The 17,916-nt window shown below is 69.5% G+C and carries 19 protein-coding genes; 5 read left to right on the top strand and 14 right to left on the bottom strand.

Going from position 1 to position 17,916, the window contains the following annotated elements; all coding sequences use genetic code 11:
* The 3 genes from KV396_RS10830 to KV396_RS10820 are packed head-to-tail and all read left to right on the top strand — an operon-like array spanning position 1 to position 2,718.
* Positions 1-978 (top strand): branched-chain amino acid ABC transporter permease, encoded by a 978-nt coding sequence (locus tag KV396_RS10830; protein WP_247623175.1) that lies wholly within the window; start codon positions 1-3, stop codon positions 976-978.
* Entirely contained in the window at positions 968-1,984 is a 1,017-nt protein-coding gene (locus KV396_RS10825) for an ABC transporter ATP-binding protein (protein ID WP_407665513.1), read from the top strand. The genes KV396_RS10830 and KV396_RS10825 overlap by 11 nt, the downstream gene beginning before the upstream one ends.
* Positions 1,981-2,718, top strand: coding sequence for an ABC transporter ATP-binding protein (locus KV396_RS10820; RefSeq protein WP_247623176.1), 738 nt, complete (start codon positions 1,981-1,983; stop codon positions 2,716-2,718). Before KV396_RS10825 ends, KV396_RS10820 begins: the two co-directional genes overlap by 4 nt.
* A gap of 152 nt (positions 2,719-2,870) precedes the next feature.
* Here the strand turns inward: KV396_RS10820 and KV396_RS10815 are convergent, their stop codons facing one another.
* From KV396_RS10815 to groES, 3 genes are all read right to left on the bottom strand, one after another.
* Complete coding sequence (locus KV396_RS10815; RefSeq protein ID WP_247955720.1) at positions 2,871-4,127, bottom strand: ABC transporter substrate-binding protein; 1,257 nt, start codon at positions 4,125-4,127, stop codon at positions 2,871-2,873.
* Positions 4,128-4,259: 132 nt separating this feature from the next.
* Positions 4,260-5,195, bottom strand: a complete 936-nt coding sequence (rarD, locus tag KV396_RS10810) for an EamA family transporter RarD (RefSeq protein ID WP_247632749.1) — start codon at positions 5,193-5,195, stop codon at positions 4,260-4,262.
* A 311-nt stretch (positions 5,196-5,506) separates the two neighbouring features.
* Positions 5,507-5,803 (bottom strand): co-chaperone GroES, encoded by a 297-nt coding sequence (groES, locus tag KV396_RS10805; protein WP_017203655.1) that lies wholly within the window; start codon positions 5,801-5,803, stop codon positions 5,507-5,509.
* 139 nt (positions 5,804-5,942) lie between these two features.
* Between groES and KV396_RS10800 the strand changes: the two genes are divergently transcribed.
* Entirely contained in the window at positions 5,943-7,142 is a 1,200-nt protein-coding gene (locus tag KV396_RS10800; RefSeq protein ID WP_247955719.1) for a class I SAM-dependent methyltransferase, read from the top strand.
* A gap of 1 nt (position 7,143) precedes the next feature.
* Here the strand turns inward: KV396_RS10800 and KV396_RS10795 are convergent, their stop codons facing one another.
* From KV396_RS10795 to coaA, 11 genes are all read right to left on the bottom strand, one after another.
* Positions 7,144-8,259: a hypothetical protein gene (locus tag KV396_RS10795; RefSeq protein WP_247955718.1), complete on the bottom strand. Its 1,116-nt coding sequence runs from the start codon at positions 8,257-8,259 to the stop codon at positions 7,144-7,146.
* A complete protein-coding gene (locus KV396_RS10790) occupies positions 8,256-9,299 on the bottom strand; it encodes a hypothetical protein (RefSeq protein WP_247955717.1) in 1,044 nt (347 codons plus the stop codon). The genes KV396_RS10795 and KV396_RS10790 overlap by 4 nt, the downstream gene beginning before the upstream one ends.
* Positions 9,300-9,305: 6 nt before the next feature.
* A complete protein-coding gene (locus KV396_RS10785) occupies positions 9,306-9,800 on the bottom strand; it encodes a hypothetical protein (protein ID WP_247632754.1) in 495 nt (164 codons plus the stop codon).
* Positions 9,797-10,864, bottom strand: coding sequence for a tRNA (adenosine(37)-N6)-threonylcarbamoyltransferase complex transferase subunit TsaD (gene tsaD / locus KV396_RS10780; RefSeq protein ID WP_247632755.1), 1,068 nt, complete (start codon positions 10,862-10,864; stop codon positions 9,797-9,799). Before tsaD ends, KV396_RS10785 begins: the two co-directional genes overlap by 4 nt.
* Positions 10,861-11,352 (bottom strand): ribosomal protein S18-alanine N-acetyltransferase, encoded by a 492-nt coding sequence (gene rimI / locus KV396_RS10775; protein WP_247955716.1) that lies wholly within the window; start codon positions 11,350-11,352, stop codon positions 10,861-10,863. Before rimI ends, tsaD begins: the two co-directional genes overlap by 4 nt.
* Positions 11,349-11,972: a tRNA (adenosine(37)-N6)-threonylcarbamoyltransferase complex dimerization subunit type 1 TsaB gene (gene tsaB, locus KV396_RS10770; protein ID WP_247955715.1), complete on the bottom strand. Its 624-nt coding sequence runs from the start codon at positions 11,970-11,972 to the stop codon at positions 11,349-11,351. The genes rimI and tsaB overlap by 4 nt, the downstream gene beginning before the upstream one ends.
* Positions 11,973-12,038: 66 nt before the next feature.
* Positions 12,039-12,524: a tRNA (adenosine(37)-N6)-threonylcarbamoyltransferase complex ATPase subunit type 1 TsaE gene (gene tsaE, locus KV396_RS10765; protein ID WP_247955714.1), complete on the bottom strand. Its 486-nt coding sequence runs from the start codon at positions 12,522-12,524 to the stop codon at positions 12,039-12,041.
* Positions 12,521-13,627, bottom strand: coding sequence for an alanine racemase (gene alr / locus KV396_RS10760; RefSeq protein ID WP_247955713.1), 1,107 nt, complete (start codon positions 13,625-13,627; stop codon positions 12,521-12,523). Before alr ends, tsaE begins: the two co-directional genes overlap by 4 nt.
* Positions 13,624-13,983 (bottom strand): holo-ACP synthase, encoded by a 360-nt coding sequence (locus tag KV396_RS10755; RefSeq protein WP_247632760.1) that lies wholly within the window; start codon positions 13,981-13,983, stop codon positions 13,624-13,626. The genes alr and KV396_RS10755 overlap by 4 nt, the downstream gene beginning before the upstream one ends.
* Positions 13,984-14,035: 52 nt before the next feature.
* Positions 14,036-15,883: a glutamine--fructose-6-phosphate transaminase (isomerizing) gene (gene glmS, locus KV396_RS10750; RefSeq protein ID WP_247955712.1), complete on the bottom strand. Its 1,848-nt coding sequence runs from the start codon at positions 15,881-15,883 to the stop codon at positions 14,036-14,038.
* A 61-nt stretch (positions 15,884-15,944) separates the two neighbouring features.
* Entirely contained in the window at positions 15,945-16,889 is a 945-nt protein-coding gene (gene coaA, locus KV396_RS10745; RefSeq protein WP_247623191.1) for a type I pantothenate kinase, read from the bottom strand.
* Between the two features lie 36 nt (positions 16,890-16,925).
* Between coaA and KV396_RS10740 the strand changes: the two genes are divergently transcribed.
* Positions 16,926-17,864, top strand: a complete 939-nt coding sequence (locus KV396_RS10740; RefSeq protein WP_247955711.1) for a Ppx/GppA phosphatase family protein — start codon at positions 16,926-16,928, stop codon at positions 17,862-17,864.
* Positions 17,865-17,916: the final 52 nt, after the last annotated feature.

Here is a 17,916-nt window from a genome sequence, read left to right as displayed (position 1 = left end):
ATGGACTTCGGATCCATCTTCACCAACACGGCCGCCTACCTGTTCAGCCCCATCACGCTGGCATACGCGCTGGCCGCCACGGGTCTCGCCGTGCACTTCGGCTACGCCGGACTGCTCAACTTCGGCATGGCGGCCTTCATGGCCATCGGCGGCTACGGCTACGCGATCTCCGTGCTCTCGTTCGGGCTGCCGTGGTTCGTGGGCATGCTGATCGGCCTGCTCGGTGGCGCGCTCTTCGCCGTGCTCCTCGGCATCCCGACCCTGCGTCTGCGCGCCGACTACCTGGCCATCGCCACGATCGCGGCCGGCGAGATCGTGCGCCTGCTCTTCACCACGCAGGTCTTCGACGAGTTCACGAACTCCGCCGACGGCCTCGCGCAGTACAACGGCGGCTTCCGCGATGCGAACCCGTTCCCCCCGGGAACCTACGGGTTCGGCCCGTGGACGTACACGGCCAACGACCTGTGGAACCGCGTGTTCGGGCTCATCGTGCTCGCCCTCGCCGTGCTCCTCGTCTGGGCGCTGATGCGCAGCCCCTGGGGGCGCGTGCTCAAGGGCATCCGCGAGGACGAGGACGCCGTGCGTTCGCTCGGCAAGAACGTCTTCGCCTACAAGATGCAGGCGCTGGTCGTCGGCGGTGTGCTCGGCGCGGCAGGCGGAATCGTCTTCGTCCTCCCGTCGGCGGTCGTCCCCGGCAGCTACTCGACGTCGCTGACGTTCTTCCTCTGGACGATCCTCCTGCTCGGCGGCGCGGCCACCGTGTTCGGCCCGACGCTCGGAGCGGTCCTGTTCTGGGTGGTCAACGCGTTCCTCGCGAGCCTCCTGCCGCAGCTGGCGAATGCCGGCCTGCTGCCGATGACCGACAAGCAGGCGGCGACCGTCGTCTACATCGTCGTCGGCGTCGCACTCATGCTGCTCGTGATCTTCCGCCCGCAGGGCATCCTCGGAGACAAGAGGGAGATGACCTTTGTCAAGTGAACTGACCCCCGAGCCGGCCGCCGCGCCGGCGACGGGAAGCATCAAGCGTCCGAAGACCACCGGTCTGACGAAGGGCGAGGTCAAGCCCGGCGTCGCCAAGGTCGACCCGATCCTCGTCGTCGACGCGGTGCAGCGGCGATTCGGCGGCATGACCGCCGTCGACGTCGAGCACCTCGAGATCCCCCGCGGCGCCATCACGGCGCTCATCGGACCGAACGGCGCCGGCAAGACCACCCTCTTCAACCTGCTCTGCGGCTTCGACAGGCCCAACAGCGGCACCTGGTCGTTCGACGGCAAGAACCTGTCGGGCATCCCGTCGTTCAAGGTGGCCCGCATGGGTCAGGTGCGCACGTTCCAGCTCACGAAGTCGCTGTCGCTGCTCACGGTCCTCGAGAACATGAAGCTCGGGGCCACCGGGCAGCGCGGAGAGGGCTTCTGGTCGAGCCTGTTCCCCTTCCTCTGGCGCGCGCAGGACACCGAGATCGAGGGCAAGGCGCGTGAGCTGCTCGCGCGCTTCAAGCTCGACGCCAAGGAGAAGGACTTCGCCGCCGCGCTCTCGGGCGGTCAGCGCAAGCTCCTCGAGATGGCCCGGGCGCTCATGAGCGACCCGACGCTGGTGATGCTCGACGAGCCGATGGCCGGCGTGAACCCGGCCCTCACCCAGTCGCTGCTCGACCACATCCTCGACCTCAAGGATCAGGGCATGACCGTGCTCTTCGTCGAGCACGACATGCACATGGTGCGCCACATCGCCGACTGGGTCGTCGTCATGGCCGAGGGCCGCGTCGTCGCCGAAGGTCCGCCCGACCAGGTGATGGACGACCCCGCGGTCATCGACGCGTACCTCGGCGCCCACCAGGACGTCGACCTCGGTGCCGTCACCGGTCGCATTCCGGTCGTCGCCGACGCCGAGGCTGCGCGCCTCCGCGAACAGATCGAGGCCGAGGCAGAGGCAGAGCTCGAGGCGACGGATCCCGTCGACTCCGACACGAAGGATAACGCATGAGCGAAGACAAGGTGGTCGTCGAACTCACGGACGTCCACGCGGGCTACCTTCCCGGTGTGAACATCCTCAACGGCGCGAATCTCGTCGCGCGTCAGGGCGAGCTGATCGGCATCATCGGCCCGAACGGCGCCGGCAAATCGACGCTGCTCAAGGCGATGTTCGGCCTCGTCAACGTGCGCGGTGGAGAGATCACGCTGAACGGCGAGAGCATCGTGGGCCTCAAGGCCGACAAGCTCGTCAAGCGCGGGGTGGCCTTCGTGCCGCAGACGAACAACGTCTTCCCCTCGCTGTCGATCGAGGAGAACCTGCAGATGGGGCTCTACCAGAACCCCAAGATCTACGCGGAGCGCCTCGAGTTCGTCACCGGCATCTTCGCCGAGCTGGGTAAGCGTCTCAAGCAGCGCGCCGGGTCGCTCTCGGGCGGTGAGCGGCAGATGGTCGCGATGTCGCGGGCGCTCATGATGGACCCGTCGGTGCTGCTGCTCGACGAGCCCTCGGCCGGTCTCTCGCCCGTGCGTCAGGACGACGCGTTCATCCGCGTCTCGGACATCAACAAGGCGGGTGTGACGACGATCATGGTCGAGCAGAACGCCCGCCGTTGCCTGCAGATCTGCGACCGCGGTTATGTGCTCGACCAGGGCAAGGATGCGTACGAGGGCACCGGGCGCGAGCTGTTGAGCGACCCCAAGGTCATCGGACTGTACCTCGGGACGCTCGCCGACGACGTCGCCTGAGCGCTTCGACGAGGGGCGGGATGCTTCGGCATCCCGCCCCTTTCGCATGCCGCACGGCGGTGCAGTCATGGCTACCTGCCCGTACGAGGAAGGCCCCGGATGCGAGCATCCGGGGCCTTCCGAGTGATCGATCGATCAACTCATCGATTCGATCAGTTGGTGCGCTCGATGGTGTTGCCCGCGACGTACTTGTAGATGCCGATCGTGGCGCCCTGCGGGTCGCCGTTCTCGTCGAACGTCACGTCGCCGGAGTAGCCGTCGTAGTCGGCCGTGCCGCCGTCGTTGATGATCTTTGCGCACTCGGCGAAGCTGGTGCACTTCTCACCGTCGCCCGAACCGCCCGAGACCTCCTGCATCTTGGCCGCGATGTCGGCGCCCTCGGTCGAACCGGCCGCGAGCGACGCGAGCGCCACCAGGATCACGGCGTCGTAGGCCTCGGCCGCGTAGGTGAAGTCCTTCACCTCGGGGTTGCCGGCAGCCGTCCACGACGCCTGCAGGCGATCGGTGAAGTCGTCCTCGAGTGCGGGGCCCGCCTTCGTGCCCTGCGCGCCCTCGAGCGAGACCGAGATCTCGTCGCCGTAGTCGGACAGGTTGCCGTCGACCATGTAGAACTTGTCGGCCGAGATGCCGGCGTTCACCAGCAGCGGCGCGATGGTCTTGAACTGCTCGAACGACACGATCGCGACGGCATCCGGGTTCTGCGCCTTGATCGACTCGACCTGCGCATCGAACTGCGCGTCGCCGACGTTGAACGAGACCGACTCGACGACCTCGCCGCCGGTGCCCTCGAACGTCGTGGTGAGCGCGTCGTTCAGGCCGGTGCCGTAGGCGTCGTTCTGGTAGATGATGCCGAGCGTCTTGGCGCCGTCCTCGGCGATCAGGTTGCCGAGCACCTCGCCCTGCAGCAGGTCGCTGGGGGCGGTGCGGAAGTAGAGTCCGTCGTCCTCCCAGGCGGTGAAGTCGGGGGACGTGTTCGACGCCGAGATCTGGAGGATCCCCGCGCTCACGTTTCCGTCGAGCACCAGCTTAGAGACACCGGAGGCGGCCGCACCGACGATCGCACTGACGTCAGCGTTGCGCAGCTTCTCGATCGACGTCTCGTACGCCTTGGTGTCGGTGTCGCCCTCGTCCTCGGCGGTGAGGTCGATGGTGATGCCGGCCTCCGCCGCGTTGACCTCCTCGACCGCGAGTCCGACACCGGACTCCATGGGCGGTCCCAGGAATGCCAGCGACCCCGTCTTCGGCAGCAGCGAGCCGAGCTTGAGGGTGAGATCGGTGGCGGGCGCGCCGCCGTCGGACGAGTCATCGGACGGGGTGCTGCTGCAACCCGCGATGACGAGGGCAGACGCGCTGACAAGCGCAATGCCTGCGAAGATCTTCGCGGTGCGCGAACCCTTCAGTGCCTTCATAATGCTCCCTTGCGTAACTGAGAGTGGACGTGACCACAGTCGAGTGCTCTAACCCTAGGGTGCAGAAGCGCTCCGTAGGGGTCGCAAGTGTTTCGGTGCGTTAACGATCCGCTACGCGGTGGAATACCGGTTTCAGACGATGGGCGTGGGAGCGGTCCTTCGCCCTCGTCGCGCGGCGAGCAGCAGGTCGATCACGAACACGACGATCGCGATCCAGACGATCACGAAACCGGCCCAGCGCTCGGCCGGCATGGGCTCGTGGAGGAAGACGACGCCGATGACGAACTGCATCACCGGGGTGATGAACTGGATCATCCCGATGACGGTGAGATCGATCCGGCGCGCACCGGCGGCGAACAGAAGCAGGGGCACGGCCGTCGCGATCCCGGCGCAGGCCAAGAGCACTGCGTGCCATCCGCCGTTCACGCCCATCGTGAGGCCCGCTGGGGTCTGAGCCACCAGGATGAGCTGCACGACGGCGATCGGGATCAACCAGAAGGACTCGAGGGTCAGACCGCTGACGGCATCCACCGCCGGTCCGATTTGCTTCTTGATGAGTCCGTACAGACCGAAGGAGGCCGTCAGCGAGAGGGCGATCCACGGGAACTCGCCGTGGGCCACGATGATCACGACCACGGCGACCGAGGCGATCGCGATCGCCGCCCATTGGAGCCGGCGGATCCGCTCGCGCAGCACGAACACGCCCAGGAGCACCGTCGTGATCGGGTTGATGAAGTACCCGAGGCTCGTCTCGACCACGTTTCCCGTCAGGGTGCCGATGAGGAACACCTGCCAGTTGACGTAGATGAGCAGGCCCGCGAGCGCCGTCCAGCCGAGGAGCTTCGGCCGCCGGATGATCGCCAGGAACGCCGTCCAGCCCCGCATGACGGTGAGGAGCAGGAGGCAGAAGACGAACGACAGCAGCACCCGCCAGGCGACGACCTCCCAGGGCCCCGTGGGCACGAGAAGCAGGAAGTACAGGGGCAGCACGCCCCACAGCAGATAGGCACCGCCCGCGTAGGCGACTCCGGAGGTCTGGCTCGACGAAGCGCGGGGGACGGAACTCACCGCACAACACTATGCCCGCGGTGCGCATCCGCTGGCGGTTCCGTGGCCTGCCGGATGATTTCGGCAGGAATCGGATGCCGCATGGCGGATGCTGTGCTTTCTTCCCGGGGTGGGGGGCAGGCGCACGGCTGCACGAGATCGAGACGAGCACGTCGTGGAAGATCGGATCGCGCCTCACCTCCGTGGCGCATGCGCTGCGACTTCCCCGACCGTCGTCGCTCCGACGGCGCGGGCGCGACGACTCCGCCGCGCGCTGACGAAGAAGGGGCCCGGATGCCGAAGCATCCGGGCCCCTTCTCGGGAACGCTGAATCAGCGGACGACGACCGCCAGGACGTCGCGAGCCGACAGGACGAGGAACTCGTCCGCACCGAACTTGACCTCGGTGCCGCCGTACTTGCTGTAGAGCACGCGGTCGCCGACGGCGACGTCGAGCGGAACGCGGTTGCCGTTGTCGTCGATGCGACCGGGGCCGACCGCCACGACCTCGCCCTCCTGGGGCTTCTCCTTGGCGGTGTCGGGGATGACCAGGCCACTCGCGGTGGTCTGCTCGGCCTCGACCTGCTTGATGACGATGCGGTCCTCGAGCGGCTTGATGGAAACCGACACGGTCTACCTCTTCTTTCTTGACGCTGACACGAAAGACTTGTTCGCACTCTCAACCCGAGAGTGCTAACGCCAGTGTAGGCGCTTCGCTGGCACTCATGCAACGCGAGTGCCAGCCGCGCCGCCCGCGTAGGCTGTGCGAGTGGAGATGTCTGAGCTGCAAGCGCTGCTGACCCCCGTCGGGCTGGAGTTGCTGGATGCGCTCGGCAGCATCGAGTCGACGGACGAGGTCGCGCGCGCGGTGTCGCGGTTGCGGGCCGACGGACACTCCCCCGAACTCGTCTCGGCCGTGGTCGGCCAGGCGCACCTGCGTGCGAAGGCGGGAGCGAAGTTCGGACCGTTCGCCGAGCGGATGCTGTTCACCCGCGCGGGCCTCGAGCAGGCCACGCGCCTCGGCGTCGCCGCCCGCCACGCCCAGCGCATGCGCAGCGCCGGGCTGACCCGCATCGCCGACCTCGGCTCCGGGATTGGCGGCGATGCCCTCGCCTTCGCCGGAGCCGGTCTCGATGTGCTCGCGGTCGACGCCGACCCGGTGACCGCGGCGATCGCGGCGTACAACCTCGCCCCGTTCGGTGAGAGCGCGACTGTGCAGCACGGCGCCGCCGAGAGCGCCGACCTCGACGGGCGCGACGCGGTGTGGATGGACCCCGCCCGGCGCACGGCCGGGCACAGCGAGACCCGTCGCGTTTCGCCCGACGACTACTCCCCCTCGCTGGACTGGGCATTCGCGCTCGCGTCCCGCGTGCCGACCGGGATCAAGCTCGGCCCCGCGCACGATCGCGATGCGCTGCCGGCCGATGCCGAGGCCCAGTGGGTCAGCGCCGATGGCAGCGTGGTCGAGCTCGTGCTCTGGACCGGGGCTCTGGCCCGGGCCGGCGTGCGCCGCGCCGCGCTCGTGATCCGCGGCGAGCGCTCGCACGAACTCACCGCCGGCGCGGACGCCGTCGACGCCGAGGTGCGCCCGCTCGGCGCCTTCCTGCACGAACCCGACGGAGCGGTCATCCGGGCTCGTCTGATCGGCGACGTCGCCCGCAGCCTCGACGCCGGCATGCTCGACGAGAAGATCGCCTACCTGACCTCGGATGCCGCGCTCACCAGCCCCTTCGTGCAGTCCTTCCGGGTGCGCGAGACGATGGCCGCGAACCCGAAGTCGATCAATGCCGTGCTCAAGGCGAACGACATCGGCACGCTGGAGATCAAGAAGCGCGGAGTCGATATCGACCCGGCGCAGTTCCGCAAGAAGCTCACGCTGCGCGGTGGTGCCTCGGCCACGTTGATCCTGGTGCGGGTCGGAGACCAGCGCCGCGCGATCCTCGCCGACCGGGTGTCCGCCGCCGAGTAGGTCAGCCGGCTCGGGCTTCGGTGATCGTCAGGTAGGGCGTCTGGCTCGCGGTGAAGGCGAGAGTGAGCGACGAGCCGGGCCCGGAGCCCGATCCGTCGTCCGACACGAAGGTGGACAGGCCGGCGTCGATCGCCGTCGTGGAAGGCAGGCAGACCGCATCGAGCTGTGCGGCATCGACGATCAGGCAGGCCTCGGGCTCGACCGTCTCGCCGTATCGATTCGCCATCCAGACCGGCTCGTCTCGGAAGTAGCCGACGACGCTCAGGTTCATCTCGAAGCCCTGCGCGACGAGTTCCTCGGCCCGCGTGCGCTCGTCGCCGACGAACTGGGCGAGGATCGATGACGACGAGTCCCACTGCTGGATCGATGCGATCGGATCCCCGTCGGTGGCGACCACGATGTACGCATTGATCGTCGTGAAGACGGCGGTCACCTCGTCGACGGTCTCGCCGGGGCGCATGACCGCGACGTTGATTCCGACGTTCTGGAAATCGGACGTGCGCTGGCACTGGGATTGCGTCGCGACATCGACATCGACGACGGCGCAGGTCAGATCCCCTTCTCCCTTGGTGCCCAGCCAGACGATCGCACCGGAGTCGTCGTCCTGCCCGACCGCACGCAGCGTGCCGGGGTCGAAGTCGGATTCGTCTTCGAGAAGAGCACGCCGCTCCTGCTGCTCCGCGGTCAGCGCGATCGCATCGGACGGCGGCGCGAAGACGGCCCAGCCGATACCGATCCCCAGTGCGAGCAGCAGCACTGCGGACACCGTCACGAACCGCCAGTGCCGACGCAGCACCGCGCGCGTCCCCGGAGCCGCCTCCGGTTCTCGTGCGTCCGCGGAATCCTTCGCCGCAGCATCGGCGTCTTCCGGTCCGGGTCCGAACTCCTCGAGAGCCGGTTCGCTCTCGGCCCGCTCATCGGACGCCGGGGCCGGGGCGGGCGACGTCATACCTGGGATCGTCTCCCTCGCGTCAGGGATCGGAAGCGAGACCTCACGGACGATCGCAGCGTGCGCCTGCTCCAGGTCGCGCAGGCGGCGAGCGTCTTCCGACGTGAGTCCCCCCGCACGTCCGTACGCTTTGCGCTGCAGACGGCGCAGTTCCTCGTCGGTGCTCATCCCACGCTTCCCGGCGCGGGATCGCGGGTGATCTCGAGATACGACGGCCCCGCCCCGTAGGCGTACGAGATGCGGGTCGTGCCCCCGGTCTCCTCGTCAGGCCGTTCGAAGACCAGGGACCGCGGGCCCGTCTCCTCCGCCGGGATCGGATCGCACAACGACAGCGGAGATTCGTCAGAGCCGTCGTAGATCACGCACGTCTCACCGGTTGCAGTACGCGTGGCGGCCCAGATGGGAGTCTCACGGTCGTACCCGGTGATCCAGAGACTCGTCCGCTCGAACCCGAGCGCCACGAGGTTCTCGGCGATCCTCGTCTCTTCCGCGTCGTAGAAAGTACCGAAGTCGTCCGGCTCGCTGTACATGAAGCTGTTCGCGATGACCGCCGGGCGTCCGTCGAGAGTCAGGAACAGCTGCGCCGACACCTGGCGCTTGAGCTCGTCGTCGACGTCGACGGTCAGCACCGCATCCATCCCCGAGGAGCGCACCGCATCCGCGCCGTTGCACGTGGGTCGGTACACCTCGCCATCGCTGAACACGAGGCACGTGGAGGCCCCGTCCCCCTTCGTCGCGGCCCACACGACCACGTCGGCCTCGACCGCCATGACTCGGATCGAACCGGCGTCGTACTCGCCGCCGTCGACGAGGCGCTGCTGCCACTGCTGCTGCGCCTCGCTGATCACGATGACGTGTTCGGCCGGCCGCGTGAGCAGCCAGCCGGCGACCGCGCCGATCCCGAACACCACGACGATCGCGACCGCGATCGTGATCGCCCGTCGTATCGCCGACCGACGGGGCCGGTCGATGGACGGATTCTCCGCGCTCTCCTGGTCGTGCGGGTGTGCGTCGATCTCCGATGAGGCGACCTCGCCGCCGGGCGTGACCGGCTCCGGACCGGAGGGATGCTCGACACGCGGGTCCCCGTCACGACGGGAACCGAGTTCCTCGAGACGTTCCATCTCAGCGGTGGTCAACCTGCCCTCGCGCCCGTACGCGCGCGCCTGCAGGGCGCGCAGTTCGACGGCTTCCTCGGCGTCGAGCATCCGGCGTCAGCCCAGTCTCTCGAACTGCATGCCGGCCCAGACGAGCCAGCCCAGGCTGTACACCGTCGCGGTCAGCCCGAGCACGAGCGCCCAGCGCCCCATCCCCCGACTCTCGACCGGTCGGCGCAACGACATGATCGACGCGATGATCGCGACCACCCCCACCGGCAGGCCCCAGCCGACGAAGAACGAGGCGCCGAGGGCGACGATCGCCGCGAGCAGCGCCCACGGAGCGAGGCGGGCGTCATCGACGACCATCTCGGTCTCGGCGGGCGCCCACGCGGTGCGACCCGTGGGGTCGTCCGCATCCGGACCGCTCACGACCACGGGCTCGATGCCCACGGGGCCGGTCGGCAGCCGCGTGTATCCGTCGCGACGCGCTCCGGGCAGTCGTGCGGAACCTGCCGGGCTCTCGACCTCGCCGCTCGGCCGGTCGATGCGCGGAGTCGGTGAAGGCGTGGGCGTCCCCGGTGCGGGCGTCGGCTCCGTGGAGTCGGTCATACGGTGACCGCCTCGGCGACCTGGATCTCCGTCACGGGAAGCGTCGAGTCGGCGCCGAAGGCGAGCGTGGACGGCTGCTTGCCGGAGGAGATCAGCTCGGCGGCGAGCGCCGCGATCATGGCCCCGTTGTCGGTGCAGAGCGAGAGCGGCGGGATGCGTACCGTCACGCCCGCCGCGGCTGCGCGCTCGAGGGCGACGTCGCGCAGGCGGCGATTGGCGATCACTCCCCCGCCGAGCAGCAGTCGGGGAACGCCGAGATCCGCGCAGGCGGCGAGCGCCTTCGTGACGAGCACATCGACGACCGCCTCGCGGAAACTCGCCGCGACATCGGCCACCGGCACCTCGACGCCGTCGGCCTCGCATTTCTCGACCCAGCGCGCGACCGCCGTCTTCAGCCCCGAGAACGAGAAGTCATAGCGGTGCTTCGCCAGGTCGGAGGCGCGGGACAACCCGCGCGGGAAGCGGATCGCGTTCGGGTCTCCGTCGACGGCCGCCCGATCGATCTCGGGCCCACCGGGGTACGGAAGCGAAAGCAGACGGGCGACCTTGTCGAACGCCTCTCCTGCCGCGTCGTCCATCGTCTCCCCGAGGAGTTCGACGTCGGTCGTGAGGTCGCGAACATGCAGGAGCGAGGTGTGCCCGCCCGACACGAGAAGCGCGATCGTCGGGTACTCGAGAGGTTCGGAATCGGCCGTGAGGATGTCGGCCGCGATGTGCCCGACGAGGTGGTTGACCGCATAGAGCGGCTTGTCGAGCGCGACCGCGAGGCCCTTGGCGGCCCCGACACCGACCATGAGCGCGCCGGCGAGACCGGGCCCGCTCGTGACGGCGACGGCGTCGAGGTCGGCGAGACCCACGCCCGCCTCGGCCAGGGCCGCGTCGATCGACGGCTGCAGGGCCTCGAGGTGCGCGCGGGCGGCGACCTCGGGCACCACTCCCCCGTAGCGGGCGTGCTCGTCCATGCTCGAGGCGATCGTGTTCGACAGCAGGGTGCGTCCGCGCACGATCCCGATGCCCGTCTCGTCGCAGCTCGTCTCGATCCCCAGCACCAGCGGTTCGCTCATGCGCTCACCTCGCTCCCCATGCCGGAGTCGTTCCCCGGCGACCTGCGCAGCACGAGCCGCATCACGATCGCATCCACATCATCCGGCTGATAGTAGCGGGGACGCCGTCCGATCTCCTCGAAACCCTCTGAGAGGTACAACCCCTCCGCAGACGGGTTGTCGGCTCGCACCTCGAGGAACACCTCGCGCGCCCCGCGCTCGCGCGCGGCATCGAGCAGGGCGCGCAGCAGAGCCCGTCCCCGCCCCGCCCCGCGATGGTCGGCGTCGAACGCGATGGTCTGGATGTCGGCATCCGCACTGCCGCGCAGCGCGCGCACACCGCCGTAGCCGATGACCGAGCCCTCTTCATCGTCGACGAGGTAGCGCCCATGCTCGCTGACGAGTTCGGCGGCCATCGCCTCGGCGCTCCACGCGTCGGTCGGGAACGAACGCCGCTCGATCCCCATGATCGCGTCGAGGTCCGCGGCGGTCGCATCGCGCAGGGTCACAGCCCCACCCGCTTCGGGGCGGCCGGCTGCTTCACGTCGGGCTGACGGAGGTAGAGGGGCTCGGAGCCTGCGAGTTCGCGACCGGCGGCGTGAGCCCGGGCGCCGACGCGAGCGAGATCGACGGCCGACAGCGCGGCGACGTCGATCCGGCGGACGCCGTCGAGGTGCGCGTCCGCGTCGACGACCGGAACGAGCACGGTGTCGACGAGCACTCGCGGAAGTTCGTCGGCGTCGACGCCGTCGAAGACCGTGATCGCGACCTCACGTCGTCGCGCGTCGGTGACGATCGCGAACGGCCCGGTGACGGCATCCGTCTCGATCGCCGTGAGCGCCGCCGCGTGATGGCTGGGGACGGGGAGCACGGGGATGCCACGACCGAGCGCGAAAGCCCGGGCGGCGGCGATCCCGATGCGGAGTCCGGTGAAGGGGCCGGGGCCCATGCCCGCGACGACGTGCGAGACGTCGTCGCCGCCCGACGCGGCCAGCGCCTCGACGAGCAGGTCGCCGATCACCTCGGCGTGCCCGAGCGCGTCGCTCGTGCCCGCCTCGGCGCGGCGCACGCCGTCGGGATCGATCAGCGCGACGGCGCTGCCCAGGGAGGTGTCGACGGCGAGGATCACCTCTCCAGGGTAGTCGCCGTTCACGGGTGGCCGTCGGTCGGGCTGTCGCGCCGGGAGCGAGGGGACTCAGGCCTCGATGCGCGTCATGGTGAAGTAGCGCGGCGCATCGGCGTCGAGCTCGGCCGGATCGATCTCGCCGCCGTCGTCGCCGACGGGACGCTCGAGCTCGATGTCCCACCAGGCATCGGCGAGGTCCTCCGCCATGCCGCGCCCCCACTCGACCACGACGACCGATCGCGCGAGGTCGAGGTCGAGGTCGTCGAGCTCCGCTCCGGAGCCGAGCCGGTATGCATCGACGTGCACCAGCGGGGCCCGGCCGACCAGCGACGGGTGCGTGCGTGCGATCACGAACGTCGGGCTCTGCACCGGCCCCCGCACACCGAGCCCCTCGGCCAGGCCGCGCGTGAAGGTCGTCTTCCCGGCACCGAGGGGACCTGTGAGGATCAGCAGGTCGCCGGCTTCGAGCTGCTCGCCGATCAGGAAGCCCAGGCGCTCCATGTCGTCGGAGGAGGCGACCTCGCGGCGCCCGAGGAAGGCGGGATCGACGCTCATGTCGTCCTCCGCGGAACGCGCGCTCCGATGCGGGTGACGATCTCGTAATTGATCGTGTCGGCGGCATCCGCCCAGTCGGCGGCCGAGGGCACACCCAGCGTGGGGTCGCCGAACAGCACGACCTCATCGCCGATCGAGACCGGGGTGTCTCCCACGTCGACGACGAACTGATCCATGGCGATGCGGCCGACGTTGGTGAAGCGCTGCCCGCCGATCGAGACCGGCAGCCGACCCGACGCGTGCCGGGGCACGCCGTCGGCGTATCCGAGCGGCACGAGCGCGAGAGTCGTGTCGCGGTCGGTGCGATGGTCGTAGCCGTACGAGACGCCGGTGCCGGCGGGCACCCGGCGCACGGCGGCGACGGCTCCGCGGAGCGTCATCGCCGGACGCAGGCCCAGTTCGGCGGAGGTGCGGTCGTCGAACGGCGAGAGCCCGTAGATGCCGACGCCGATGCGCACCGCATCGAGCCGCATCTCGGGTCGGTCGATCGCGGCGGCCGTGGCGGAGATGTGCCGGATCTCGGGATGGATGCCGAGGGATGCCGCGACCTCGACCCCCTCCTCGAACTTCGCCAGAGCTGCGCGATCGTCGTCGAGGGACGTGTTGGAGAGATGGCTGAAGAGCCCCACCACCCGCAGACGTCCGATGCGTTCGTGCCGGGCGGCCTCGGCGAGGACCCGTGCCCAGTCCGCCGGGGCGATGCCGTTGCGCGACAGACCGGTCTCGAACTTCAGATGCACGGCGACGGGGCGATCGACGCTCGCGACCGCCGCGGCGGCCTCCAGCTGATCGAACGAGGAGATGCCGAGCTCGATGCTCTCGGCCGCCGCACGGTCGAAACGCTCGCCGGGCGCGTGCAGCCACGCGAGGATCGGGGCGGTGATCCCCTGCCGGCGCAGCTCGAGCGCCTCGGGGATCTCGGCGACGCCGAGCCTCGTCGCGCCGCCGGCCAGCGCAGCCACGGCGGCAGCGGCCGCTCCGTGACCGTAGGCGTTGGCCTTCACGACGGCGATGACCTCCACACCGGTCAGACGGCGGAAGTGGCGGACGTTGTCGGCGATCGCATCGATGTCGACGGATGCCTCGCGGAACGGAACGGTCACGGCTGGCCTCCCTCGGCGACGACGAAGGCGGTCGCGAGTCCCGCGTCATGACTCATCGTGAGGTGCAGGGTCGCGATCCCGCGCTCGACGATCACGTCGGCCGTCGATCCCGCCAGCACGAAGTACGGCCGACCAGATTCCTCCGACGCGATCTCGATCTCGGTCCAGTGCACGCCGTCCGAGCCGCCGAGCGCCTTGATCAGCGCCTCTTTCGCGGCGTACCGGGCAGCGAGCGACGGAAGCCGGAGGCTCCGCTCCGCGGGCGCGAAGAGACGCTCCAGGAGACGAGGGGTGCGCTCGAGGGTCCGCTCGAATCGCGGGATGTCGACGAGGTCGATGCCGGTCCCGATGATCACGGTTCCAGCCTACTCGCGGCGCACGGTCGGACCCGTGCACCGCGAACCCGGCTCATTCGACGGTGACGGACTTCGCGAGGTTGCGCGGCTGGTCGACGTCGAGCCCCTTCGCCGTGGCGAGCGCCATCGCGAAGATCTGCAGCGGGACGACCGCGAGCAGCGGTTCGAACATCGCGCCGGCGAGCGGGATGCGGATGACCTCGTCGGCGAAGGGCAGCACGGCGGCGTCGCCCTCTTCGGCGATCACGATGACCCGGGCTCCGCGGGCGCGGATCTCCTGGATGTTCGAGACGACCTTCGAGTGCACGAGCGCCGAGTGGCGGGGCGACGGCACGAGCACGAACACCGGCTGCCCGGGCTCGATGAGCGCGATCGGACCGTGCTTGAGCTCGCCGGCGGCGAAGCCCTCGGCGTGGATGTACGAGATCTCCTTGAGCTTGAGCGCGCCCTCGAGCGCGATCGGGTAACCCACGTGGCGGCCGAGGAAGAGCACAGAGCGGGTGTCGGCCATCCAACCGGCGAGCTGGGAGACGTGCTCGTTCTCATCGGCGAGCACCCGGGCGATCTTGTCGGGCAGGGCGCTGAGCTCGTCGACGTCGGTCGACGCGTCGGCGACCGAGCCGCGCACGCGCCCCATGTGCAGACCGAGCAGGAGGAGGGCGGTGATCTGCGCCGAGAAGGCCTTGGTCGAAGCGACCGCGACCTCGGGGCCGGCGTGCGTGTAGACGACGGCATCCGACTCGCGCGGGATCGTCGCGCCCTGCGTGTTGCAGATCGACAGCGTGCGTGCGCCGCGCTCGCGGGCGTACTTGACCGCCATGAGCGTGTCCATCGTCTCGCCCGACTGGCTGATGGAGACGACGAGGGTGTCGGCGCCGATCACCGGGTCGCGGTAGCGGAACTCGTGCGCGAGCTCGACGTCGACCGCGACGCGGGCCCACTGCTCGATCGCGTACTTGCCGACGAGCGCCGCGTACGAGGCGGTGCCGCACGCGGTGATGATGACGCGGTTGATACCGAGGAAGAGGTCGTCGAGTCCGTCGAGCTCGGGGATCACGACCTGGCCGTCGTGGATGCGCCCGCGGATCGTGTTGGCGACGGCCTCGGGCTGCTCGGAGACCTCCTTGGCCATGAAGCTCGCCCATCCGCCCTTCTCGGCGGCGGCGGCATCCCACGAGACCTCGAACGGCTCGGGTTCGACCGGGGTGCCGGCGAAGTCGACGACGGTGACGGCGTCGGGCGTGATCGACACGATCTGGTCCTGACCGATCGCGAGCGCGTGGCGGGTGTGCTCGACGAAGGCGGCCACATCGGAACCGAGGAAGTTCTCGCCCTCGCCGAGGCCGATCACGAGCGGGGAGTTGCGGCGGGCGCCCACGACGAGCCCTTGGTGGTCCTGGTGCACGGCCAGCAGGGTGAACGCGCCCTCGAGGCGGTTGACGACGCTGCGGAACGCGAGCTGCAGGTCGCCGCCGTTCTGCGCGTACTCACGGCCGAGCAGGGCTGCGGCCACTTCGGTGTCGGTCTCGCTGCGGAACGCGACGCCGGCGGCCACCAGCTCATCGCGGAGCGAGGCGAAGTTCTCGATGATGCCGTTGTGGATCAGTGCGAGCTTGTCGTCGTCGGCGAGATGAGGGTGCGCGTTGACGTCGGTCGGGCCGCCGTGCGTGGCCCAGCGGGTGTGACCGATACCGGTCGTGCCGTCGGGCAGCGGGGCGTCGGAGAGCGAGTCGCGCAGAGCGCTGAGCTTGCCCGCCTTCTTGCGCATGCCGAGCGCTCCGTCGCCGTCGATGACCGCGACGCCCGCGGAGTCGTATCCGCGGTACTCGAGGCGGGCGAGACCGGCGAGAAGGATGTCCTGGCTGGGGCGCGGGCCCACGTATCCGACGATTCCACACATGCCGTCAAGAATAGGCGCGTTTTTTTGCGAGCCGTCCGAACAATCGACCCCGCCCGACGGGTCAGAGCTTGCGCAGGAGCACGCTCTCGACCGAGTGATCCGCGCCCTTGTTCAGCACCAGGCGGGCGCGATGCTTGGTCGGCATCACGTTCTCGACGAGGTTGGGCATGTTGATCTCGTTCCAGTACCCGAGGGCCGTCGTGATCGCCTCCTCATCGGTGAGGTGCGCGAACACGTTGAAGTACGACGACGGATTGCTGAACGCACCCTCGCGCAGGGCGAGGAAGCGCTCGACGTACCAGTTCGCGATGTGGTCGCTGTCGGCGTCGACGAAGATCGAGAAGTCGAAGAGGTCGCTGACCGCGACGTCGTTCGGCGCCGCCGGCGGCTGGAGCACGTTCAGCCCCTCGACGATGACGACGTCGGGGCGACGCACCACCACGTGCGCGTCGGGAACGATGTCGTAGCGCATGTGCGAGTAGAAGGGCGCGCGCACCTCGGGCGCCCCGCTCTTGACCTCGGTGAGGAACTCGATGAGCGAGCGCCGGTCGTAGGACTCCGGGAAGCCCTTGCGCTCCATCAGGCCGCGACGCTCGAGCTCGGCGTTCGGATAGAGGAAACCGTCGGTCGTCACCAGCTCGACGCGCGGCGTGCCGGGCCACCGGCTCATCAGCTCGCGCAGGAGACGGGCGATCGTCGACTTCCCGACCGCGACGGAGCCGGCCACACCCACCACGAACGGGGTCGTCGAGTCCTCCTCCTGGAGGAACGAGCTGGTCGCAGCGCCGAGGCGCTTGGTCGACGTCGCGTACAGGCTGAGCAGGCGGCTGAGGGGCAGGTAGACCTCGCGCACCTCGTCGAGGCTCAGACGATCGCCGATGCCGCGGATCTCCACGACCTCGGTCTCGCTGAGCGGCTGATCGAGGTCGGCGGCCAGTCGCGCCCATTCCGCCCGCCCGATCTCTCGGTACGGCGAGAGGGGCTGCGTGGGGTCGACGGTGGTCACCCGACCATCGTATCGGGGCGACGGTAGTCTCTACGCGTGCGCCTCGGAGTCCTCGACATCGGTTCCAACACCGTCCACATGCTCGCCGCCGACGTGCGGCCGGGCGGGCGTCCGCTCGCGACGACGAGCGATCGCTCGGTGCTGCGCCTGATGCGGTATCTGCTGCCCGACGGCTCGATCTCCGAAGAGGGGGTCCTCGCGCTGGAGCGGGCGGTCGCGCAGGCCCGCCGGGTCGCCGAGGAGGAGCGCGTCGATGCCCTGCTCGCCACCGCGACGAGCGCGGTGCGCGACGCCGCGAACGGTGCAGAGGTGATCGCACGGATCGAAGCCGCTCTCGCGCAGCCGCTGCAGGTGCTCGACGGCGAGACCGAGGCCGAGCTGACGTTCCTCGCGGTGCGGCGCTGGTTCGGGTGGTCGGCGGGTCAGATCCTGCTCCTCGATATCGGCGGCGGTTCGCTCGAGATCGCCGCCGGTGGCGAGGAGCTCCCGGATGCCGCGGCATCCGTTCCGCTGGGCGCCGGACGCATGACCGTCCAGTTCCTGCCGAACGACCCACCCGGGGAGGACGACGTCGAGCGTCTGCGCGCGCACGCGCGCGACACCCTCGATCAGGTGCTGCCCCGCTTCGCGGACCTCCCCCGCCCCGACCACGTGGTCGGATCGTCGAAGGCCATCCGCTCTCTGGCGCGCCTCGTCGGGTATCCGGTGCCCGGGTGGTCGGGATCCGAGCGGATGCTGCTCCCCCGCGCGTCGCTGGGATCCTGGATCCCTCGCCTCGCGCGCCTGCCAGCGTCGGCCCGGCAGGAGCTGCCGGGTATCACACCGGATCGCACGTTCCAGATCGTCGCCGCCGCGGTCTCGCTGCACACGGCGATGACCGTCCTGAAGGTGGACGAGCTCGAGGTCTCGCCGTGGGCGCTCCGCGAGGGAGTGCTCCTGCGTTACATCGAGCAGCTGGGTCAGTCCCCGACCTGAGCTCGCGTCGGCCGCAGGGGCGCGAGCGGCTGCTCAGGACGGGGACTGCGCT

Origin of the sequence: Microbacterium galbinum, from assembly GCF_023101185.1 — a bacterium.
Lineage (GTDB): Bacteria > Actinomycetota > Actinomycetes > Actinomycetales > Microbacteriaceae > Microbacterium > Microbacterium galbinum.
Note: the sequence above shows the minus strand (reverse complement) of the source record. Positions and strands in the feature narration are given on the sequence as shown.